Here is a 22855-nt window from a genome sequence, read left to right on the forward strand (position 1 = left end):
AAGGGGGAGAAGACGATGGGATATTATTCATTAACAGAAATAACAGCTGTACAATATGCGAAAGATCATGGCTATTTTGAAGCGAAGGCAAATGTCGTTTGTCATGAAATTGGAGACGGAAACTTAAATTACGTGTTCAAATTAGATGATGGAGAGAAATCCATTATAATAAAACAAGCACTGCCTTATGCGAAAGTAGTTGGTGAAAGCTGGCCATTGTCTATAAAAAGAGCAACGATTGAAAGCAAGGCATTACAAATTTTTGCGCAGTATGTACCGGATTATGTTCCAGTAGTGTACAGTCATGATGAAGAGTTAGCGATAACGGTAATAGAAGACTTATCAAGACTAACAATTACAAGAAAAGGATTAATAGACGGAGAAGAATATCCGCTTTTATCCCAGCATATCGGCCGTTTTCTAGCACATGTTTTATTTTATACTTCAGATTTTGGTTTACAGTCAGAAGAGAAGAGGGTACTAGAAGGTACCTTTGTAAATCCGGACCTTTGTAAAATTACAGAGGATTTAGTGTTTACAGATCCGTTTGGACATTATGATACAAATGATTATGAGCCAGATTTACAGCTCGTGGTTGATGAACTTTGGAGTGATAAAACGTTAAAACTAAAAGTAGCACAATATAAATATAAGTTCTTAACAAGAAAAGAAACTCTTATTCATGGTGATTTACATACTGGTAGTATTTTTTCGTCACCTTCTGAAACGAAAGTGATTGATCCAGAATTTGCGACATATGGCCCATTTGGATTTGACATAGGTCAATTTATTGCAAATCTATTATTAAATGCTTTATCTAGAGAAGAAGAAAAAAGAAGTGTACTATTTTTCCATATAGAAAAGACGTGGAGTTATTTTGTAGAAACTTTTACAAAGTTATGGATTGGAGAAGGTGTAGAAGCATATACGAAAGAAAAACAATGGTTACCAATTATTTTGCAAAATATCTTTACTGATGCAGTTGGATTTGCCGGATGTGAACTGATTCGTAGAACAATTGGTTTAGCTCATGTAGCAGATTTAGATGAAATAGAAAATAAAGAAACAAGAATTCAAGCTAAGAAACAAGCGCTATCCTTAGGTAAAGAACTAATAAAATATGAATCTAAAAGTGCTGATATTCAACTGTTTCGAACATTATTTCAACAGACAGTTTCAGGGGGCGTAAAAGCGTGAGTACAATTGTTACTGTTCCGAGATCTGTAAGCTGGAAAGGTGATGCAATTGCGGTATTAAATCAAACGAAATTGCCGCATAGCACAGAATACAAAACATTGACGACTATTGAAGAGGTTTGGAAAAGCATCGTAATGTTAGAAGTACGAGGAGCGCCTGCAATTGGAATTGTAGCTGCATTTGGCTTGGCGCTTGCATCAAAAAAATATAACACTGTACATATTGAAGAATTTCAAAAGAAGTTTAATAGAGATTGTAATTATTTAGGAACGTCACGCCCGACAGCAGTAAATTTATTTTGGGCAATTGATCGTATGAGAGAATCTATTCGAGAGATTACTACAATAAAAGAAGCACAAAAAACATTAGAAGAAGAAGCGCTTCGCATTCAGCAGGAAGATGAAGAGGTGTGCCGAAATATTGGGGAATATGCGTTAACATGTTTTAAAGATGGCGATAATATTTTAACAATCTGTAACGCTGGAAGTATCGCAACTGCCAGATATGGAACTGCATTAGCTCCCTTTTATATTGGAAAAGAGAAAGGTGTGCGTTTACATGCATATGCGTGTGAAACGAGACCAGTTTTACAAGGTGGTCGCTTAACGACCTGGGAATTGAAGCAAGCAAATATTGATGTGACCCTTATTACAGATAATACTGCAGCTCATGCTATTCAAACGAAAGAAATAAATGCAATTATTGTAGGGGCGGATCGAATTGTCGCAAATGGAGATACGGCAAATAAAATAGGGACAATGAATTTAGCTATTTTAGCAAAGCACTTTAATATCCCATTTTACGTTGCTGCTCCACTGTCAACATTTGATGTTACGAAAGAAACTGGAGCTGAAATTATTATTGAAGAAAGAGATGAAACAGAAGTTACGAAAATCTTTGGAAAACAAGTAGCACCAATTGGAACGGATGTTTATAATCCAGCATTTGACATAACGCCGAATGAATTAATTACAGGAATTATTACTGAGAAAGGTATTATACGCGGGGACTATAAACGAGAAATTGCATCATTATTTGAAAAACAAGCTAATACATAATAGCTTGTTTTTTTATGCCTAAATGCAGTGTTTTCTCTTACTTATATAATGAAAGGAGGGGAAGAGGATGGAAGAGTGGATCAAGATGATAGGTAATGTAGGGTTTCCGATTGTTGTAACATTATATTTACTCCACCGTATTGAAAGTAAACTAGAGGGGGTAATTGTTGCAATTGAGAAGCTCCCGCGGCAATTACTAAAGTACGAAGATCCTCGGGAATAAAAATAAAGTTTGCTCTTCTTGAGCAAACTTTATTTTTATTGAGCGGTATAACCACCATCTATAACAACAGCTTGTCCCGTTATACCTTTAGCTTTTTCACTCGCTAAAAACATCGCATAATCAGCGATTTCTTGTACTTGTAATAAGCGCTTTTGTGGGACGAGTGGATAAATAACATCTTCTAAAACATTTTCAAGTGGTACATTTCGTGTAGTAGCTAAGTCTTGTAGTTGATTACGTACAAGAGGGGTATCGACATAACCAGGGCAAAGGGCATTAACAGTAATACCATGCGTAGCACCTTCTAAAGCAGCAACTTTTGTTAATCCAATTACGCCATGTTTTGCACTATTGTAGGCAGCTTTTCCAGCAAATCCGACAAGACCGTTAATAGAAGCGACATTAATAATACGACCATATTTTTGTTGTTTCATAATCGGAAAGGCATGCTTAATTGCGATAAACGGAGCAATTTGCATAATTTGAATTAGTAGCTCGAACTTTTCAGTTGGAAAGTCTTCAATGGGTGAAACGTGTTGCATCCCTGCGTTGTTAATTAATATATGTAATGAACCGAAATGATCAACTGTTTGAGAAATTGCTGCTGTAATTTCCTCTTCAGATGTAACGTCACATTTTAAACCGATAGCTTGAAAACCTTCATTTTGTAATTGTTCAGCAGCTTCTTTTGCACGTTCTTCAAGTCGATCGGTAATCACAACTTTTGCACCTTCTTTTGCAAAAGCCTTTCCCATTTCATAACCAATACCACTTGCAGCACCTGTTAAAAAGACAACTCGATTTGTAACCATGATGAAAAACATCCCTTCATAATAAAGTTTTCATAGTGCTCTATTTAGAGAAGCTATAATGAAATTCCTGCAAACATTTGGAAAAAAATATCGTTAGGAGGATTTAAATTATGTCGACAAGTCAAATGCTGAAAGGGATTTTAGAAGGATGCTTACTTGCTATTATTTCTGAAGGCGAAATATACGGTTATGAAATGAGTGAAAAGCTAGCGAAGTATGGTTTTACAATGGCGAGTGAGGGAAGTATTTATCCGTTATTAATACGAATGCAAAAAGAAGGACTAATAACAAGCGTAATGAAGGAATCTCCATCTGGTCCAAAGAGAAAATATTATACATTAACAGAAAAAGGCGAGGAAGCACTTGGTAAATTTATGGATCGCTGGGAAGCGATGCAAAGTAGTGTAGAGCGTCTACTTGAAGGGAAGGGGAGAAAAAAATAATGCTATCAAGTGAAGCGCGAAAGTTTTTGTTAAATATGAGATTATTTTTGACGGCAAAGAGTGTAAAAGAAAGTGATATTGAAAACTTTTTAGAAGATGCAGAGTTGCATTTAATAGAAGCTGAGAGTGAGGGGAAGAGTGTAGAAGATATTTTCGGAAGCTCACCGAAAGAATATGCAGATGAACTTGTAAAAGTGATGGAAAGGGATAGACAGGAAACGTGGAAGCAAATTGGTTTTACAGTAATGAATATCGTATCGTTTTGGATTATTGCTTCTATCTTAATGGTGAATCATGGAATGTTACAGATTTCACTTATTCAGTGTATCGGTTACAGTTTTTCATTTATTTTAGTTGTTATAGGTCCTAATTTTCTACTTCGCAAAATGACTTTTGTAACAAGTTTTTCAAAAACGTGGTTTTCTATGTGGTTTTTAGTAATGATAGCGCCAATGTTTTTAATGGGAGTTATTATGGTACTAGATGTGATATATCCTACAAAAATGTTTATATTCACTCAAATGCAAAGTTATTTATTGGCTGGTGGTATTTTTATCATCACAGTAGTGATAAATATGTATTTTGAAGGATGGTTTAAAAACTTATATTTAATCATTCCGCTTTCTATTATGTTAATGTTTAAAACATTTACATCTGAAGATCTCATGCCAATGTTATTTCAAATTATATGTTTATATGGAAGTTTATTTATTTTAATTTTTGTTGAAATTATGATGAAAACAAATAGAAGAGAAATGGTTAAATAAGGGAGGGGTTATAATGAAGATTTCTAAAGAAGGTGAAAAGTTTTTAATCGATACGAAAGTATATTTAATAACAAAAGGGATTAAAGAAGAAGATGTGGACGCTTTTCTAGAAGATGCAGAGCTTCATTTAATAGAAGGTGAAAAAAAGGGAAAGACAGTAAGTGACATATTTGGTGACTCACCAAAAGAGTATGCGGAAGAATTAGCGAAAGAGATGGAGAAGGATAAAAGCGGGAGCATAAAAAGTATTTTAGGGATGATTATTGGTATTGGTGGGTATTGGTTACTGACAAATATTTTATTTGGAAGCCCCGATCAACAATTTGCTTTAACAAATGTACAGTTAATTGGTTATCCTATCGTTTTAATCATTACGATTATTGGAACGATTGTTGCATTTAGAATGTCTTCTTTTAAAAGTAAATTAGTAGAATTTGGAATGATTTATGTAATAGTAATGGTTCCTATTTTATTATTGGTGTTATTGATGTTTATGAATAAATGGTATGGGACACCTGTATTGCAATTGGCGACAATGCAAACATATATATTAGCAGCAATTATCTTTTTATTACTTCTTATTGGTGAAGTATATGTTCTTGGCTGGATGGGTGTTTTTGTACTAATTGTTCCTCTTATGATTATGTTCTTATTTAAAGACTTAGAAGAAAGTAATGTATTTTGGGGAATTGCAAAGGTCTTACTTATGTATGGAAGTATATATGGATTAATGAAATGGTCTTTAAAAATTGAAGAAAGAAAAAGTATGAACTAGAAATTCAATAAAAAGCGGCTGCTCTGGATATACCAAAAATTATTTCCAAAGAAATATTATATAGGGATTTTTAGAGGGATTACATTTACATTTAGTTGTCTATTTTTATTTCTAGCAGCCGGGATTTGTTTTGTTGATTGGAATAAGTTGTTTTAAACAGTAACATGAGGGTTACTGTTTTTTTCTTTGTAATAAAGAGCTTTGTAAAGAGAGCGCTTTTTGTTCTGCTGTTAATAAGGAATGAATATGAACGTTTTCTGGACGAGGGACTATCGGATACATAAGATTTGTTGGAGAAGGGTGGTGCTCCGAGCCGGTTGGAGAATGAGGATCTGCATGAGTAAGTTTTCCATGAATACGTCTTGTAAATAAAATATGACCAATTTCGTGAGCGAGCGTATATATATTTTTCATAGGAGCAGCTGAATTTGTTAAAACGATATAGCCAGTAAGTTGCTGTTGTTTTGCTAAAGAATAAGCGCAGGCAATTACTGCTGTTTCTTTGAAATAATCACTGCCAATATAACAAATATAAAGGTCGCATTCAGGAGCTTCATTTACACATGTTTGGAAAAAGGATGCCAGTTTTTCTTGACTTTGAATGGAATTTTTATAACTGATTTCACGGTCAAAAAAACGGAAAAGTTCATTTAATACAATTACTTCTTGAATTTGAAATGTAATGGGATGCCAAATTGATTCTGCAACAGCTAAATCTTTTGCGATGCGGTCATCAGAAATATCGGCGCCGGGAGTAATGCAAATACATATATTGACGTATGGATCCATAAGGAACACCTCAAATGAAAAAAGTTCTTCCTATAATATATGTGGGAAAAAGATGTCATGTATGGATAAACGCCTTCTTTATTGAATATATAGATGACAAGTCGAAAAAATTTCATAGTTCTATAACATGGTGTGGTCGTCTTTTTGATATAGTAAAGGAAAGGGGGAGAATATATGTATACATTAAAAATCGTTTCAGACAGAGAAGCACTTTATCAATTTGCGAGTTATGTAAGAGTTGTACAAGGGGTTGAAGATGTATATGTAGAGGTGGGAGAACCTTTATATGAACATCCTTTAATGAAGTTTTATGTACATATTAAGCTGAAAGAAACATATGAGCAGCATAAAGCGTTACAGGAAATAGCAAGATTAGTAGAATTGGGTCGTTTTACATATGTCCATTATCGTAATGATGAAATTGAGGAAGCTTTTGAAGCTGTAAAATATGAAAGTTTTAAGAAATAAAGATGAAAAAACGGAGGCGAAAGCTTCCTTTTTTTCTTTAAAATTACATGAACAAAAAGAGAGAAATTTTGTTATGATAAGGGAGGTTAGGGAAAGGGGAATTTACATATGGGGTATATTGAAGAGTTACGAAAAGTCGTTGGTACAAGACCGCTTATTCTCGTAGGATCAGCAATCATTATATTAAATGATAAACAAGAAGTATTGCTTCAATATCGTTCAGATACATATGATTGGGGTGTACCTGGCGGGGCGATGGAACTGGGTGAAACGACAGAAGAAACGGCACGTAGAGAGTTATTTGAGGAAACGGGGTTAACTGCAAAAATAATGCAATTTCTTGGTGTTCTATCAGGAAAAGAAGTATATTTCCGTTATCCGAATGGCGATGAAATTTTCAATGTCATTCATCTGTATCAGGCACATCATGTGAGCGGGGAATTAAAGCTCGATCATGAAGGGTTGAAACTTCAATATTTTCCAGTAGATAAGTTGCCAAAATTGAATGAAACGACAGAGAAAATTTTGCAAAAGTTTTTATATGCACTGACAGAATAGAAGGTTAATTCCTTCTATTTTTATTATATTAAATATTTTGATTTTTTAGTATGTTTATAGTATGATAGTTATAGATATACATCTTATGGAATTTCACCTAAAAACTTACTAGGGTACATAAGAGAGGGGCAAGTACAAAATGCATAATGTTGTTATTACAGCTGCAGTTCGTTCGCCAATTGGAACTTTTGGAGGAGCGCTAAAAAATGTAACGCCAGTAGAATTAGCTGTTCCTGTACTTCAGGAAGCTGTAAAACGAGGCGGGGTAGAACCACATGAAGTTGATGAAGTAATTTTAGGTCATTGTATTCAAAGAACTGATGAAGCAAATACAGCGAGAACAGCTGCATTAGCGGCAGGATTTCCTGACACAGTTACGGGATATACAATCCAACGTCAATGTTCTTCAGGTATGCAAGCAATTATGTCAGCTGCAATGCAAATCCAATTAGGTGTAAGTGATGTTGTTGTTGCAGGTGGAGTAGAAGCGATGAGTTCGAGCCCTTATGCATTGAAACAGCACCGCTGGGGACAACGTCTACAGCACGGAGAAATTCGTGATACGGTGTGGGAAGTGTTAGAAGATCCGATTCACCATATTATGATGGGTGAAACAGCGGAAAATTTAGTTGAACAATATGAAATTACAAGAGAGGAACAAGATGAAGTTGCTCTTCGCAGTCATACATTGGCACTGAAGGCAATCGAGTCTGGACACTTTGACGATCAAATTGTTCCTATTACAATAAAAGAACGTAGAAAAGAAGTAGTATTTTCGAAGGATGAGCATCCACGTGCAGATATTACAGCGGAAAAATTAGCAGGGTTAAAACCAGCATTCCGTAAAGATGGGTCTGTAACTGCAGGTAATGCATCTGGCCTGAATGACGGAAGTGCAGTTCTAGTATTAATGAGCGAAGAAAAAGCGAAAGAAAAAGGCTTACAACCGTTAGCTAGAATTGTTGGATATTCAGTAGCTGGAGTAGACCCGAAAATTATGGGTATTGGACCAGCACCAGCAATTCGTAAAGGTTTAGAAAAAGTAGATTGGTCATTGGAAGATGCAGATTTACTTGAAATTAATGAAGCTTTCGCGGCTCAATATTTAGCTGTAGAGAAAGAGTTAGGCTTAGACCGTGAAAAAGTGAACGTAAACGGTAGTGGCGTAGGACTTGGGCATCCAATTGGTTGTACAGGGGCTCGTATTACAGTAAGTTTAATTCACGAATTAAAAAGACGTGGGTTAGAAAAAGGAATTGCCTCTTTATGCGTCGGTGGCGGTATCGGGGTTGCCTTATTTATAGAAGCACTATAAAAAAGAAGCAGCTATTGCTGCTTCTTTTTTTACGACTCAAATAGATGATGAAATAATCGATCACGATTTTCAAAGAAAAGTTTCGTCGTTTGGTAATGCTCAGTTTCTTCTAATGTGGATTCGTGAATCCCTTCTTGTGTTAAAGAATATATAGTGGATTCAGGGTAGGCCATTAAAATAGGAGAATGCGTCGCAATAACAAATTGTGAACCTTGTTCCACTAGCTCATGCATTCGAATAAGCATGGAAAGTTGTCTCATTGGTGATAAAGCTGCCTCAGGCTCATCTAAAATGTATAAACCTTGTCCTGAAAAACGGTTCATAAATAAGGAAAAGAATGATTCGCCGTGAGATTGTTCGTGTAGTGAAACGCCGCCGTAAGATTTTATAGCATCTATTTCATCAATATAAGAAGCAACGTTATAAAATGATTCAGCGCGAAGAAAGAAACCGTCGTTTGGTGTATTGAAACTTTTGGAAATTCGAAGGTATTCATGTAAAGATGAATGTGAATCGTTAGTGCTAAAGCGGAAATTCTTCGTTCCACCTTCTGCATTAAAGCCTAACGCAATTGCAATTCCTTCAAGTAATGTTGATTTACCCGTTCCATTTTCTCCAATAATGAATGTTACATTTGGATGAAAAACTAGTGATTGTAATGTTCGGATAGCAGGTAAGCAGTAAGGATATGCGGAAAAACTAGGGATATTTTCTTTTTTTAATGTAACATTTTGTAAAAAGGGTACGTCAATCAATATATAAACCTCAATTCATAACGGATTTTGATTCTAAAAAGGCGGCAAATACAAGTGTTAATGACACCTGAATTCCTTCCTTATTTTCTGAATATTTTATGTGGATTATATCATTTAAACTATCATATTCCAATGTGAAAATAAATATTGCATGAAGATCCACTCTCTCGTTATGATATATGGTATTCTATTGAAAATGTGAGAAGGAGTTAAAGTATGCCGTTTACATTTGCACATCCAGCAGCAGTTCTTCCTTTTGCGAAAAAGCATTCTAAACATATTTCAGTAACGGCTCTTATATTAGGTAGTATGGCGCCTGACTTTGAATATTTTTTACACTTTAGACCGTATGGTGTTATTGGCCATAAATGGCTCGGGTTCTTATATTTAAATTTACCGCTTGTATTTCTACTCGCATACATATATCACTACATTTTAAAAAAGCCGTTTATAACGCATTTACCTAAACCGTTTGCTGGTTATTATTCATATGCAATAGATGAGAGGTGGGGGCTACATACCTGGAAAGAATTCTTTGTATTTTGCTATTCTGCATTATTCGGTATGCTCACGCATGTTGTTTGGGATGCATTCACTCATAAGACAGGCTATTTCGTTATGAAAATACCATTATTACAAAGAGAATGGTACGGTATCTCTGTTTATAAATATATGCAACATGGAAGTACATGTATTGGTGTTCTACTATTAGTATACGTTTTACGGAAGTATAGAAATGAAATGGGTAAAGATCTTATTTTAGCTTCGGAAAAAAGAAAGTATTGGGTTTCAGTAATTGTTGTAGCAACTATTATATTTATCGTGCACGCGTTCCTAGATCCCTATTTTCATATTTTCCAAATTGGAGGTATAATAGTATCTGGACTGACAAGTTCATTTTGTGGACTTGTCATTGTTTCTATAGTTTACAAAGCCAGGGACTAATTTTATATTCATGAATGATAGCGTTAGGAGAAATGAAATGATGAAAGCATGGAAAAGTATTTTTGTTTTATGTAGTTTTCTTCTTATGTTAAGTGGTTGCTTCCATCAAGAAGAAAAGAAAGCTGAACCGAAGAAGAAAGAATCTATTCCTGAAACAAAAGAATATGGTGGGCGTGAGCTGAAAAAAGTAGGACAAAAAGTGAAAGAAACAGGATGGGGTACTTTTAAGTTAGAGCAGATGCATTCTGTGAATCAAACATTTGAAGTAGCGCCAATGAAAATTCACGTACAAGATGTGAAAGTAATTTCTTTATCACAGATGAGTGAAAAGGCAAAAAAAACATTGAAAGTATACACGGCACTAACCCCTGAAGAAGTAAAACGGAGATTAGGGGATAAAGTAAGCCAAGAAGATGCAGAATTATATGCATCGCTAAGTGGAACAGAGATTAGTAATACAATTCGTTACGTTGAGATTACATATAAAGTGGAGAATACCGGAAATAAAAATATGCAATTTTTCTCTATGAATGATGTTATGATTAATGGTAAGCAACATTTTAAAGTAGCCACTCAAAACTTTTTATATGACGAAGATACGTTAGTTGGTACAAAAAATGTATCAAGAGAAGACTATAAGCCTGGTGAAACAAGAGATGGTATTATTGGTTTAATACTTGACGATGGAAAAGACAAGGTAAAAGATATTCAGTTTACAACTGATGATTTACTTGCAGGAGATTCAGAAACACAAGATGTTGTAAAAGAGCCACAAACGTTTAACATCTCACTAAAATAATGTAAGGCAAAACAGTCAGCATTCAAATATTATGCTGACTGTTTTTTTATTTCTTTTATGTATGAATCTACATTTTGAAAAGGCACCTTAATTTTAAACGCATCTTTTTGTTCATTAAATTGCTTTTCATTGTAGGGACCGAAACGTTTATTGTGCTTTACGTCAATAATCCAATAATGTTCACTTTTTTTATTTGCAATTGCTGCGTCAGGGTTATTCGGATCTGATTTTTCCTCGGTTTGTTTTGCAATAATGTATTTATCATCCCAAGCAATGTCTGTAATTTTTGCAGGGATGTATTGTGTGGCATATACAGCATCTTGCGAGGGGAAAAGTTCAAATGCATTTCCAGAAGTACGTATGAGTTCGTATTCATCGTTAACCGTATAAGTTAAGTGACCTGTGTTTCCTGCACAACCAGTTAATAGGAAGGCGACGAATAGGATTATCCATTTTTTCAATATGGGAACCTCCTTTATAATGCTATTGTAACAAATTGTACAAGAAAAGTAAGAGAAAGGCTAGTTTACAATGTTTTTTAGAAGTGGTACGATGAGACGGGTAAAGAAGGATATGAAGGAGTCGACATAAAATGAAGTTAAAGATGCATCGTCCAGCGCTTGTAATGAATCGCATAGGTGCTTCCCTAATTGACATGTTTTTAATCTCGGTTATGTATGGTGTAGTAGTAGCTATTATGACCGGAAACTATAGTGCTATGTTTAAGCGCTTTAATATAAGCTTAGGTGATTTTAGATATGATTTCGCAGTAGTTTTTATATTAATGGCGATATATTTTATTGTGTTACCCTTTATTTGGAACGGTGTTACACTTGGAAAAAAGGTAACGAGAATAAAATTAATTTCATTGAAGAGTGAAAAGCTAACGTTGCAAACATTAATTATAAGATTTTTTGTAGTGTTATTACCGAACGTATTGCTATTAGGAATTCCATTAATATGTAATATATATATGATGTTGTTCCGCAAAGATAATTGTGGTTTTCAGGATTTAATTACAAAAACGAAAGTAATAAGTCTTGTATAATGAAAAAAAGACCTTTTTATATATAAAAGGGTCTTTTTGATTTTATAAGTATATGGGGAATGTTTACAGTAAGGAAAAGCTAAAATGTGTTAATTCTATTTATAATAGATTGAAAATTAAGAAAATTATATAATAATTAAAAATAATATCTTTATTCCGCCATATTGGGGCTGATTAAAATTTCACTTTATATAATAAGGGGGAGATTAAAATGACTGGAGGTAGTGTAATCTTTTGGGGGATTTTAATTTTCATCGGTTTAGTTTTCGATCAGCGTAATAATAAGAAAAAAGAAGGATAAAAAGTAAACGTTTACAAGTAAAATAGCAATTTTTCTTGCTTGCAGATTAATCTTATAAAGGAGTATACTGAATGACGGTAAGACTTATAGAAGGGGTAATGAAAATGAAGCTTGCAGGAAAAGTTGCTATCGTAACTGGCGGTGGCATCGGTATTGGACGTAATACAGCTCTTTTGTTGGCTAAACAAGGCGCAAAAGTTATTGTGACGGACATTGATCAAGAGAGTGGACAAGCAACAGTGGAGGAAATTATGAATCTAGGCGGAGAGGCACTTTTTGTATCCTATGATATGGGAAAGCAAGGAGATTGGCAACGCGTTATTAGCATTACTTTGAATGCATTCAGTCGCATTGATATGCTTTTTCAAAATGCAGGTTTATATAAAATAGATTCTATTTTTTCTCGCCAACAAGAGAACGATTCCAATGTACTTTGTATTAATGACGTTTGGATAGAGATAAAACAATTAACGTCATCTTTTATGAAACAGCAAGAAGAAGTGGTGCTTAGTGATTTACCGATTTTCGGTATTATTAGCACAAAAGGACAATCATTTCATACAGTAGAAGCCCTAGTATAATAATAAAAACCGCCCTCAATATATGTGGACGGTTTTTTTGTATGTGTATAGTAAAGATAAATTTTTTAGCGAATACGTTGTTCAGTTTGGTTATCAAAGAAATGTGCTTTATTCATATCAAATGCTAATTTAATTTGATCACCAGGTGAAAATGTATGTCTTGCATCTACACGTGCTGCAAAATCTTGATTTCCAAGTTTCATATATAAAATGGATTCAGCACCTAATAATTCAGCGACTTCAATTTTTGTTGTGAAGGCAGTAGATTGCGAAGCTTCTAAAAATAGTAGTTCATCATGAATGTCCTCTGGGCGAATACCTAAAACAATTTCCTTATTTACATAGCCTTGTTCACGTAGCATCTTCATTTTTCCTTCAGATACTTTAATTTTTATAGTATTGTCTATAACGAAATCGGTTTCAGTCAATTTACCACGGAAGAAATTCATCGCTGGTGAGCCGATAAATCCACCCACGAAAATGTTTTCTGGCGTTTCGTATACTTCTTTTGGAGTTCCAATTTGTTGGATTTTTCCATCCTTCATAACGACAAGACGCGAAGCCATAGTCATTGCTTCTGTTTGGTCATGTGTTACATAAATTGTTGTTGTTCCAAGGCGATGATGTAGCTTAGAAATTTCTGAGCGCATTGCAACACGGAGTTTAGCATCTAAGTTTGATAATGGTTCATCCATTAAGAAAACTTTTGCATCTCGAACGATTGCTCTACCTAACGCAACACGTTGGCGCTGTCCACCTGATAATGCTTTCGGTTTTCTATCTAAATATTGTTCAAGTCCTAAAATTTTTGCTGCATCTTTCACACGACGATCGATTTCATCTTTTGGTATTTTTCGAAGTTTTAATCCAAATGCCATATTATCATATACACTCATATGTGGATAAAGAGCGTAGTTTTGGAATACCATAGCGATATCTCGATCTTTTGGAGGAACATCATTCATTAGTTTACCATCAATTGAAAACTCGCCTTTTGAAATATCTTCAAGTCCAGCTACCATTCGTAATGTTGTAGATTTTCCGCATCCAGAAGGACCGACAAATACAATAAATTCTTTATCTTGAATGTGTAAATTAAAATCAGTTACAGCTGTTACGTTATTATCATATATTTTATAAATGTTTTCTAAATTAAGTTCTGCCATGGTATTTCCCCCTAGAAATAATTATGCAAACGTTTTCTTTGAGTTCATTATAAACGAATAGATTCAAAAAATAAATAAAAAAATAAAACGTTTTCATTTATTGGAGATTTATTAGTGGTTTTCATATGTTTTCTTAGAAAAAGAACAATAAAAATTGTAAGCGCTATTTTAAATTGAGATAGAATCTGTTATCATTCATTAATGAAAACGTTTGCGCCTTAAAAAAGAGAAAAATGAATGATGAATGAAATGGGGTAGCATAATGGAAAAACAATGGTGGAAAGAAAGTGTAGTATATCAAATTTATCCTCGTAGCTTTATGGATAGTAATGGTGATGGTATAGGAGATCTTCAAGGGATTATTTCAAAGCTAGATTACTTAAAAGAGTTAGGGATTGATGTGATTTGGTTATCACCAGTCTATGAATCTCCAAATGATGATAATGGTTATGATATAAGCGATTATTGTAAAATTATGAACGAGTTCGGAACAATGGAAGATTGGGATGAGCTATTACATGAAATGCATGAACGTAATATGAAACTTATGATGGACTTAGTTGTTAATCATACTTCGGATGAACATAATTGGTTTATTGAATCACGTAAATCAAAAGATAATAAATATAGAGATTACTATATATGGCGCCCTGGAAAAGAAGGGAAAGAACCGAACAACTGGGGAGCTGCTTTTAGTGGATCTGCATGGCAGTATGATGAAATGACGGATGAATATTATTTACATCTGTTTTCTAAAAAACAGCCAGATTTAAATTGGGATAATGAAAAGGTAAGACAAGATGTTTATGAAATGATGAAGTTTTGGTTAGAAAAAGGAATTGATGGCTTCCGTATGGATGTTATTAATTTTATTTCTAAAGAAGAGGGATTACCAGCTGTTGAAACAGAAGAAGAGGGGTATGTTTCAGGTCATAAGCATTTTATGAACGGTCCAAACATTCATAAATATTTACATGAAATGAATGAGGAAGTATTATCGCATTATGATATTATGACGGTTGGTGAAATGCCTGGTGTAACGACAGAAGAAGCGAAATTGTATACTGGAGAAGAACGAAAAGAGTTGCAAATGGTATTCCAATTTGAACATATGGATTTAGATTCAGGAGAAGGTGGAAAGTGGGATGTAAAACCATGCTCACTTCTTACTTTAAAAGAGAATTTAACAAAGTGGCAAAAAGCATTAGAGCATACCGGATGGAATAGCCTTTATTGGAATAATCATGATCAGCCTCGCGTTGTATCTCGTTTTGGTAATGATGGAATGTATCGCATTGAATCAGCAAAAATGTTAGCGACAGTTCTTCATATGATGAAAGGAACGCCATATATTTATCAAGGAGAGGAAATTGGAATGACGAACGTTCGATTCCAATCAATTGATGAATATCGAGATATTGAAACGTTAAATATGTATAAAGAAAAAGTGATAGACCATGGTGAAGATATAGAAAAAGTAATGGAATCTATTTATATAAAGGGTCGTGATAATGCTAGAACTCCGATGCAGTGGAATGATCAGAATCACGCTGGATTTACAAAAGGTGAACCTTGGATTACTGTAAATCCTAACTATAAAGAGATTAATGTGAAACAAGCAATCCAAGATGAAGGTTCAATTTTTTATTACTATAAGAAATTAATTGAACTACGCAAAAATAATGAAATAGTTGTGTATGGATCATATGATTTAATATTAGATAATGACCCTTCTATTTTTGCTTATGTAAGAACATATGGAGATGAAAAACTACTTGTCATTGCAAACTTTACTGCGGATGAAAGTGTATTTGAAATGCCTAAGGATATTAGTTATAGTGAATCAGAGTTATTTATACACAATTACGATGTAGAAATCGGATCAATAGATAACATTCCATTACGTCCGTATGAAGCGATAGTGTTCAAATTGAAATAAGAAAAAGCCTTATGCCATTTCGAACTTGGCATAAGGCTTTTTTGGATTACCATTTTAATATGGAGAATCCATATGGAGGAAGTGTAACTTGTAATACACTTGCTTCCGCTGAAAATTCTTCGTTTGTATAAATGTTAATTATTTTCTTACCAGTAACATGAAGAGGGAGTGAAACTGTAACTTCACTATTAGTAGGGTTTAAAACGAAAAAGATAGTTTCATCCTCATATGTTTTCGTATAAGAAATATAATTATGTTCATCATTTGCTTCGATGAATTGAAAAGTACCATGTCCTCCAAATGCTTTATGTTGTTTACGTAATAAAATCAATGTTTGTATATGGGTAAATAATGCATGATCTTGTTCTTTAGTATCCCAAATCATACATTTACGGCAATCAGGGTCCATGCCGCCATCCATACCAATTTCATCCCCGTAATAAATACAAGGAGAGCCGATGAAAGAAAGATGGAATACATAGAGCAATTTCAACTTATTTTTATCTCCGTTGCATGTTGTTAAAATTCTTGGAGTATCATGGCTGTCTAATAAATGAAATGCTGCTTCATTTACATTCATAGAGTAGGAATGTAGAGATTCTGTAATTTGCTTCATGAATTCACTTGCTTTAATGGAATCGTTAGCAAAGTAAGAAAGTAGAGCATTTGTAACAGGATAGCTCATGACAGCATCAAATTGATCGCCTTGTAGCCACGGAAGGGCATCGTGCCAAATTTCTCCCAAAATATATACTTCAGGATTTAGTGTCTTTATTTCAGTTCGGAATTCTCTCCAAAAGTTGTGATCGACTTCATTGGCGACATCAAGGCGCCAGCCATCTATATTGAATTCTCGTACCCAATAACGTCCTACTTCAAGTAAGTATTCTTTTACATCTGGATGAGCTGTATTTAATTTAGGCATATACGGTGTAAAGGCGAAAGTATCATAATTTGGAAGTGGTTCGGTTATAATCGGAAATTCATGAATGTGGAACCACTCTTTATATGCGGACTTCTCACCATTCTCTAGTACGTCTTGAAATTTCTCGAAAAAGTATCCACTATGATTAAACACAGCATCGAGCATTACTTTTATACCGTGCTTATGACATTCTTCAACGAGCTCTTTAAAAGTTTCTTTCGTCCCAAATTGTGGGTCAATTTCCATATAGTCAATTGTGTCATATTTATGGTTTGAATGAGCTTTGAAAATAGGTGTGAAATATATTCCGGAAATGCCAAGCTTAACAAGGTAATCAAGGTTTTGAATAACACCAGAAAAATCTCCGCCGAAAAAATTAGTTGGAGTTGGATTCGCACTTCCCCAAGGAAGCGTGTTTTCTGGATTCAGCGTACTATCGCCATTAGCGAATCGCTCAGGGAAAATCTGATACCAAATGGTGTCTTTAATCCAAGATGGTGCTTTGAATACATCATCTGCATGAATAAATGGAAAACAGAAAAAGTTACCAACATCATCATTTGGAATGCTAGAAAAGAATCCTCGCTCTGCATAAATAAGAGTGTCTGTTTCAGATTTTAATTCAAACCCATAACGTAAGCGCTTAAATTTTGGTTCAATTGCAATGGACCAATAATCAAATAATGCAGTAGAACCCGTTTTGTTCATGGGTGTACTTGCTGATATCCATTTCCCGTCTTTCCATTCGTAAGGATCACCGTAAATAAGATCGGCGCTTTGAATATCATCTCTCTTAGTACGTACTCGGATGTGAATTGTTTGTTCATCATAAGCGTATGCATAATTATCTTTCGGCCTATGATAAATGGCTTCTTTAAACATATAGAAAATCCCCCTTCAATATCTCTATACATAGTATTCCCTTAAGTGTAATAATAAAGCCTGTATTGCAAACGATTGCCTTTCTCGTAGCTTTAATATTGCTTATAAGAGTAGTATTCATTTTATATAAAGTCAATGTATAAAGAGTATAATGACATAATTTTTAAATTAATATTTGCAAAATGAATAAAAGAATGTATAATGATAGACAAATAGCGCAAACGTTTTCATAGATTGAGATATTGTTTGCGCTTCAATTAAACTATTAAATGCAAACGTTTTCAGTTACTGAGGTACATAGACAATTTAGGGAGGTTTTTGGGATGAAGAAAGCATTATCATTATTAACGGTTTCAGCATTATCTATTGGTATGTTATCTGCATGTGGACCGAAAGATTCAGGGAAAAAAGAGGAAAGTAAAGCGAAAAAAGACTATGATCTTCTTGTTTGGGAAGATGATAAAAAAGGTGTTGGTTTAGAACCAGCAGTGAAAAGCTTTGAGGAAAAATATAAAGTAAAAGTAAAAGTTGTTGAAATGCAAATGACAGATCAAGTGAAGAAGTTACGCCTTGATGGGCCAGCGGGGACTGGACCAGATGTTGTAACATTGCCACACGATCAAATCGGAAATGCAGTAACAGAAGGTTTACTTTCTGAAGTGAAAGCAGATGATGCTGTAAAGAGTAAATTTACTAATTCATCAATAGAAGCACAGACATATAATGGAAAATTATATGGTTTACCAAAAGCAATTGAGACACCAGTCTTTATTTACAATAAAAAACTAATGCCAAAAGCGCCAGAAACGATGGACGAGCTGTTTAACTTCTCAAAAGAATTTACGAAAGATGGCAAGTACGGATTTTTAGCATTAGGAGATAACTTCTACTTTGCTAATGCATTCATGGCAGGTATGGGCGGTTATGTATTTGGTGAAAAAGATGGAAAGCCAAATGCAAGTGATGTTGGATTAAATAATAGTGGAGCAGTACAAGGTGCTGAATATCTTCAAAAATGGTACAAGGAAAAATTATTCCCAAAAGGTATTATCGGTGAATCAGGTGGGCCTGCTGCTGATGGACTATTCAATGAAGGAAAAGCAGCTTCTATCATGAATGGCCCATGGGCGTTCCAAGCAATGGAAAAGAACGGGATTGATTATGGCGTTGCTCCAATGCCGAAATTACCAAATGGTCAACCAATGAAAACGTTTGTTGGGGTTAAAGGATGGCATGTAACAAGTTTCTCTAAACAAAATGATTTAGCTACAAAATTCACTGAGTGGGTAACAAATGAAGAAAACGCAAAAATTCGATTTGAGAAAACAAAAGAAATTCCTCCAGTAAAATCAGTAATGGAAGATCCAATTATTAAAGATAACGAAGCTGCAAAAGCAGTTGCAACGCAATCTGAAAATGGAATTCCAATGCCAAACATTCCAGAAATGCAAGAAGTTTGGAAACCAGCTGGAGATGCGCTTCAATTAGTTGTTACAGATAAAGAGGCACCAAAAGCGGCGCTTGATAGTGCAGTGAAACAAATTAAAGGTAATATTGAGGCAAATCATAACAAGAAAAAATAAGGTGAAATTCGTGCCTCTAATATGAGAGGCACGAATTCTCTCCCTTCCATGTAGGAAGAAAAAAGGGGGAAGGAACATGCAAACATCTATGGAACCAGCAAATGGGTTAAACCATTCAAAGCATAGGAAAATGGCAACCATGTTATCAATCATTCCAGGCGTGGGCCAAATGTATAATAAACAATTTGTAAAAGGTCTTATTTTTCTAGTATTAACAGGTTCTTTTATTGTAGCCTTTGCTGATTTATTAAATATGGGATTATGGGGTATTGTAACGCTTGGTACAGAAGTTCCACGTGACCATTCTGTCTTTCTATTAGTAGAAGGAATCTTGGCCCTTATCGTTATCGCTTTTGGGCTAGGCATATATGCATTTAACTTATATGATGCATACCAAAATGGAAAGAAACGTGATAGCGGAACACCGTTAAATTCTGTAAAAGAGCAATATCGTAATTTGTTAGATCAAGGTTTTCCTTATTTAATGGTTTCACCAGGTTTTCTACTACTTATCTTTGTGGTCGTATTTCCAATCATCTTCGTAATTTTAATTGGATTTACAAACTATGATTTATATCATTCTCCTCCAGCTAAATTAGTAGATTGGGTGGGCTTTAAAAACTTTATTGATATTTTCACTTTACCGATGTGGAGAGAGACATTTGTAAGTGTATTCTCTTGGACTGTCATTTGGACATTCGTTGCAACAACATTACAAGTTGCACTTGGTATTTTCTTAGCGATTATCGTAAATCAGCCTGGTATTAAAGGAAAGGCGATTATTCGAACAATCTTCATTTTACCGTGGGCGGTTCCAGCATTCGTATCTATTCTTGTTTTCTCTGGTATGTTTAATGAAACATTCGGAGCGATTAACAATCAAGTATTAGCTTTATTCGGAATTGAAAAGATTGCTTGGATGACAGATCCATTTTGGGCGAAGATTGCTTTAATTATGATTCAAACGTGGCTTGGGTTCCCGTTTATCTTTGCGATGACAACAGGTATACTGCAATCGATTCCGGGAGAATTATATGAAGCGGCTACAGTAGATGGAGCGACAGCTTGGCAACAGTTTCGTAAAATTACATTGCCACTTGTGTTATATGCAACAGCACCAATATTAATTACGCAATATACGTTTAACTTTAATAACTTTAGTATCATCTATCTATTTAATGGTGGAGGTCCTGCTGTAGCTGGACAAGACGCAGGTGGAACGGATATTTTAATTTCATGGATTTATAAGTTAACGATGACTTCAGCGCAGTACGGAAAAGCAGCAGCTCTTACAATGATATTATCGTTAATTGTTATTACAGTTGCGTTATGGCAATTTAAGAGAACAAAATCATTCCAAGAAGAGGATATGATGTAAATGAATATTAAAAGACAGAAGATGTTACGTCTCTCATTAAGTTATTTAGTTATTTTCGTAATGTGTGCCATCATTTTCTATCCGTTATTATGGATTATTGGCTCATCGTTTAATCCAGGTGATAGTTTATCTGGATCAAGTATTATTCCACAAAATGCAACGTTAGATCATTATCGTAAGTTATTAGATCTAGAGAATAGTAATTACTTACTATGGTATAAAAACACATTAAAAGTAAGTGTTTTAACGATGATTTTCTCAGTGTTAGCAATTAGTTTTACCGCTTATGCATTTTCGAGATATCGTTTTGTTGGAAGAAAAAATGGTTTATTAACATTTTTAATTCTGCAAATGATTCCAAACTTTGCAGCGTTAATTGCTTTATACGTATTAGCTCAATTAACAGGATTAATTGATACACACCTTGCATTAATTTTAATTTATGTAGGCGGGGCTATTCCGATGAATACATGGCTTATGAAAGGGTATTTTGATACGATTCCGAAAGAACTGGATGAATCAGCTCGAATGGATGGAGCAGGACATTTTCGTATTTTTTGGCAAATCATTATGCCACTTGCAAAGCCAATCGTAGCGGTTGTAGCGTTATTTACTTTCATTGGTCCATTTACAGATTTCATTTTAGCGAGTATTATTTTGCGAACACCAGAAAATTATACTTTAGCAGTTGGATTATATGAAATGGTTGCGAAGAAATTCGGTAATGAATTTACAACGTTTGCAGCGGGTTCTGTGTTAATTGCGATCCCAATTTCAATTTTATTCCTATCACTACAAAAATACTTTATTTCTGGTTTAACAGCTGGAGGTACAAAAGGATGAAAAATGGGACATTACGTCCCATTTTTCTTTTCATCTCCCTATAAATAAGTTTATAGGGAGATGAAAAGAGATTTGACATCACATGTGAAAAGAAGTGAAATAAATAGTATATTATAGTATAGGAAAAAATAGCTATATCCCTTACAATACATGAAGAGGGAGAATAGGATTAGTTTTGCAAGATATAAGAAATGAAAGTTTATGACTTGCAATGAGTGCGAGATAAAATATATGAAAAATGGCAGAGAAATGAGAGGAGGGGGATTTTTATGACAGTTACAATTAAAGATGTGGCGAAGCAAGCGAATGTTGCACCATCAACAGTTTCTCGTGTAATTGCTGATAATCCAAGTATAAGTGAAAAGACAAAGCGCCGTGTTAGGAAAGTGATGAGTGAATTAGGGTATCATCCCAATTTAAATGCGAGAAATCTTGCGAACCAAACGACGAAAACACTTGGTCTTGTTATGCCAAGTTCTGCAAGTAAAGCTTTTCAAAATCCATTTTTCCCAGAAGTTATAAGAGGGATTAGTTCATTTGCACACGTAGAAGGTTATGCGCTTTACATGTCGACAGGTGAAACGGAAGAAGAAATTTTTAATGGTGTCGTAAAGATGGTACAGGGACGCCAAATTGGGGGCATTATTCTTTTATATTCAAGGGAGAATGATCGGATTATTCAATATTTACATGAACAAAATTTCCCGTTTGTTTTAATAGGAAAACCATATGATCGAAAAGATGAAATTACATATGTAGATAATGACAATTATACAGCTGCAAGAGAAGTGGCAGAATATTTAATTTCATTAGGGCATAAGCAAATCGCGTTCATTGGTGGTGGATCAGATTTACTTGTAACGAGAGATCGTTTAGCTGGTATGAGTGATGCCTTGAAATTAGCAGACATTGTATTACCAAAAGAATATATTTTACATTTTGATTTTTCGAGGGAAAGTGGTCAACAAGCTGTTGAGGAATTAATGGGACTGCAGCAACCGCCAACGGCAATTATGGCAACGGATGACTTAATTGGACTTGGTGTGTTAAGTGCTCTTTCTAAAAAAGGATTCGTTGTACCGAAAGATGTTTCTATTGTAAGCTTTAATAATGCTTTATTATCAGAAATTGCGAGCCCTCCACTTTCGACAGTTGATGTGAATATTTATCAGCTAGGATATGAGGCAGCAAAAGCTTTAGTTGATAAAGTAGAGAATGCAGAATCCACTGCAAAGTGTATCATTATTCCTCATAAATTACTAAAACGTCAAACTTGTGATCATTATGCATAAAAAAGCTAAGAGT

General features: G+C 34.5%; 25 protein-coding genes and 1 pseudogene. 20 read left to right on the forward strand and 6 right to left on the reverse strand.

What is annotated here, in order from left to right; translation table 11 throughout:
• Positions 1 to 15: 15 nt before the first annotated feature.
• From mtnK to ES895_RS03805, 3 genes are all read left to right on the forward strand, one after another.
• A complete protein-coding gene (mtnK, locus tag ES895_RS03795) occupies positions 16 to 1197 on the forward strand; it encodes an S-methyl-5-thioribose kinase (RefSeq protein ID WP_000542674.1) in 1182 nt (393 codons plus the stop codon).
• Complete coding sequence (gene mtnA, locus ES895_RS03800) at positions 1194 to 2255, forward strand: S-methyl-5-thioribose-1-phosphate isomerase (RefSeq protein WP_000104612.1); 1062 nt, start codon at positions 1194 to 1196, stop codon at positions 2253 to 2255. Before mtnK ends, mtnA begins: the two co-directional genes overlap by 4 nt.
• A gap of 67 nt (positions 2256 to 2322) precedes the next feature.
• Positions 2323 to 2478, forward strand: coding sequence for a YvrJ family protein (locus ES895_RS03805; RefSeq protein ID WP_000393337.1), 156 nt, complete (start codon positions 2323 to 2325; stop codon positions 2476 to 2478).
• A gap of 35 nt (positions 2479 to 2513) precedes the next feature.
• Here the strand turns inward: ES895_RS03805 and ES895_RS03810 are convergent, their stop codons facing one another.
• Complete coding sequence (locus ES895_RS03810; protein ID WP_000258428.1) at positions 2514 to 3290, reverse strand: 3-hydroxybutyrate dehydrogenase; 777 nt, start codon at positions 3288 to 3290, stop codon at positions 2514 to 2516.
• Positions 3291 to 3400: 110 nt separating this feature from the next.
• On the opposite strand from ES895_RS03810, the gene ES895_RS03815 reads away from it, so the two are divergent.
• The 4 genes and pseudogenes from ES895_RS03815 to ES895_RS29665 all read left to right on the forward strand — a co-directional run.
• The gene (locus tag ES895_RS03815) at positions 3401 to 3733 is read left to right on the forward strand and encodes a PadR family transcriptional regulator (RefSeq protein ID WP_000107985.1); all 333 of its coding nucleotides are present in this window, start codon (positions 3401 to 3403) and stop codon (positions 3731 to 3733) included.
• Positions 3733 to 4500 (forward strand): DUF1129 domain-containing protein, encoded by a 768-nt coding sequence (locus ES895_RS03820; RefSeq protein ID WP_000952895.1) that lies wholly within the window; start codon positions 3733 to 3735, stop codon positions 4498 to 4500. Before ES895_RS03815 ends, ES895_RS03820 begins: the two co-directional genes overlap by 1 nt.
• A gap of 13 nt (positions 4501 to 4513) precedes the next feature.
• A complete protein-coding gene (locus ES895_RS03825; RefSeq protein WP_000703260.1) occupies positions 4514 to 5275 on the forward strand; it encodes a DUF1129 domain-containing protein in 762 nt (253 codons plus the stop codon).
• Between the two features lie 12 nt (positions 5276 to 5287).
• Positions 5288 to 5431: pseudogene (locus ES895_RS29665) on the forward strand (DNA-binding protein); the annotation flags it as partial.
• 15 nt (positions 5432 to 5446) lie between these two features.
• Here the strand turns inward: ES895_RS29665 and ES895_RS03835 are convergent.
• A complete protein-coding gene (locus ES895_RS03835) occupies positions 5447 to 6064 on the reverse strand; it encodes an ImmA/IrrE family metallo-endopeptidase (RefSeq protein WP_000371605.1) in 618 nt (205 codons plus the stop codon).
• Positions 6065 to 6238: 174 nt separating this feature from the next.
• Here ES895_RS03835 and ES895_RS03840 point away from each other — a divergent pair, with 174 nt between their 5' ends.
• The 3 genes from ES895_RS03840 to ES895_RS03850 all read left to right on the forward strand — a co-directional run bounded on the left by ES895_RS03840 (position 6239) and on the right by ES895_RS03850 (position 8405).
• Complete coding sequence (locus tag ES895_RS03840) at positions 6239 to 6532, forward strand: DUF3928 family protein (RefSeq protein ID WP_000288330.1); 294 nt, start codon at positions 6239 to 6241, stop codon at positions 6530 to 6532.
• A gap of 108 nt (positions 6533 to 6640) precedes the next feature.
• On the forward strand, positions 6641 to 7090 hold the full coding sequence (locus ES895_RS03845; RefSeq protein WP_002005651.1) for an NUDIX hydrolase: 450 nt from the start codon (positions 6641 to 6643) through the stop codon (positions 7088 to 7090).
• Positions 7091 to 7229: 139 nt separating this feature from the next.
• Complete coding sequence (locus ES895_RS03850; RefSeq protein WP_000552075.1) at positions 7230 to 8405, forward strand: acetyl-CoA C-acetyltransferase; 1176 nt, start codon at positions 7230 to 7232, stop codon at positions 8403 to 8405.
• A 29-nt stretch (positions 8406 to 8434) separates the two neighbouring features.
• Here the strand turns inward: ES895_RS03850 and ES895_RS03855 are convergent, their stop codons facing one another.
• Positions 8435 to 9160: an AAA family ATPase gene (locus ES895_RS03855; RefSeq protein WP_000568010.1), complete on the reverse strand. Its 726-nt coding sequence runs from the start codon at positions 9158 to 9160 to the stop codon at positions 8435 to 8437.
• A gap of 216 nt (positions 9161 to 9376) precedes the next feature.
• Here ES895_RS03855 and ES895_RS03860 point away from each other — a divergent pair, with 216 nt between their 5' ends.
• Entirely contained in the window at positions 9377 to 10105 is a 729-nt protein-coding gene (locus ES895_RS03860) for a DUF4184 family protein (protein WP_135238165.1), read from the forward strand.
• A 37-nt stretch (positions 10106 to 10142) separates the two neighbouring features.
• Complete coding sequence (locus ES895_RS03865; RefSeq protein WP_000973895.1) at positions 10143 to 10904, forward strand: hypothetical protein; 762 nt, start codon at positions 10143 to 10145, stop codon at positions 10902 to 10904.
• 29 nt (positions 10905 to 10933) lie between these two features.
• Here ES895_RS03865 and ES895_RS03870 read toward each other — a convergent pair whose 3' ends face one another.
• Positions 10934 to 11365: a DUF3997 domain-containing protein gene (locus ES895_RS03870; RefSeq protein WP_000758785.1), complete on the reverse strand. Its 432-nt coding sequence runs from the start codon at positions 11363 to 11365 to the stop codon at positions 10934 to 10936.
• 131 nt (positions 11366 to 11496) lie between these two features.
• Between ES895_RS03870 and ES895_RS03875 the strand changes: the two genes are divergently transcribed.
• From ES895_RS03875 to ES895_RS03885, 3 genes are all read left to right on the forward strand, one after another.
• Positions 11497 to 11952 carry an RDD family protein gene (locus ES895_RS03875; RefSeq protein ID WP_000769098.1) on the forward strand — a complete coding sequence of 152 codons (456 nt, stop codon included), beginning with the start codon at positions 11497 to 11499 and terminating at the stop codon, positions 11950 to 11952.
• Positions 11953 to 12163: 211 nt separating this feature from the next.
• The gene (locus ES895_RS03880; RefSeq protein WP_000145650.1) at positions 12164 to 12253 is read left to right on the forward strand and encodes a hypothetical protein; all 90 of its coding nucleotides are present in this window, start codon (positions 12164 to 12166) and stop codon (positions 12251 to 12253) included.
• A 71-nt stretch (positions 12254 to 12324) separates the two neighbouring features.
• The gene (locus ES895_RS03885) at positions 12325 to 12834 is read left to right on the forward strand and encodes an SDR family NAD(P)-dependent oxidoreductase (RefSeq protein ID WP_000218410.1); all 510 of its coding nucleotides are present in this window, start codon (positions 12325 to 12327) and stop codon (positions 12832 to 12834) included.
• Positions 12835 to 12899: 65 nt separating this feature from the next.
• On the opposite strand, the gene ES895_RS03890 is transcribed toward ES895_RS03885, so the two are convergent.
• Positions 12900 to 14000 carry an ABC transporter ATP-binding protein gene (locus tag ES895_RS03890; RefSeq protein ID WP_135238166.1) on the reverse strand — a complete coding sequence of 367 codons (1101 nt, stop codon included), beginning with the start codon at positions 13998 to 14000 and terminating at the stop codon, positions 12900 to 12902.
• A gap of 262 nt (positions 14001 to 14262) precedes the next feature.
• On the opposite strand from ES895_RS03890, the gene malL reads away from it, so the two are divergent.
• Positions 14263 to 15939, forward strand: coding sequence for an oligo-1,6-glucosidase (gene malL / locus ES895_RS03895; protein WP_000415178.1), 1677 nt, complete (start codon positions 14263 to 14265; stop codon positions 15937 to 15939).
• Between the two features lie 46 nt (positions 15940 to 15985).
• Here malL and ES895_RS03900 read toward each other — a convergent pair whose 3' ends face one another.
• Positions 15986 to 17746: an alpha-glycosidase gene (locus tag ES895_RS03900; protein ID WP_135238167.1), complete on the reverse strand. Its 1761-nt coding sequence runs from the start codon at positions 17744 to 17746 to the stop codon at positions 15986 to 15988.
• 323 nt (positions 17747 to 18069) lie between these two features.
• Here ES895_RS03900 and ES895_RS03905 point away from each other — a divergent pair, with 323 nt between their 5' ends.
• The 4 genes from ES895_RS03905 to malR all read left to right on the forward strand — a co-directional run bounded on the left by ES895_RS03905 (position 18070) and on the right by malR (position 22842).
• Complete coding sequence (locus ES895_RS03905; protein ID WP_000709923.1) at positions 18070 to 19329, forward strand: extracellular solute-binding protein; 1260 nt, start codon at positions 18070 to 18072, stop codon at positions 19327 to 19329.
• A 76-nt stretch (positions 19330 to 19405) separates the two neighbouring features.
• The gene (gene malC / locus ES895_RS03910; RefSeq protein ID WP_001194996.1) at positions 19406 to 20707 is read left to right on the forward strand and encodes a maltosaccharide ABC transporter permease MalC; all 1302 of its coding nucleotides are present in this window, start codon (positions 19406 to 19408) and stop codon (positions 20705 to 20707) included.
• Entirely contained in the window at positions 20708 to 21550 is an 843-nt protein-coding gene (malD, locus tag ES895_RS03915; protein ID WP_001022608.1) for a maltosaccharide ABC transporter permease MalD, read from the forward strand.
• Positions 21551 to 21819: 269 nt separating this feature from the next.
• Positions 21820 to 22842 carry a maltose operon transcriptional repressor MalR gene (gene malR, locus ES895_RS03920; protein WP_000219053.1) on the forward strand — a complete coding sequence of 341 codons (1023 nt, stop codon included), beginning with the start codon at positions 21820 to 21822 and terminating at the stop codon, positions 22840 to 22842.
• Positions 22843 to 22855: the final 13 nt, after the last annotated feature.

This window comes from Bacillus sp. 007/AIA-02/001 (assembly GCF_004634455.1).
Taxonomy (GTDB): domain Bacteria; phylum Bacillota; class Bacilli; order Bacillales; family Bacillaceae_G; genus Bacillus_A; species Bacillus_A cereus.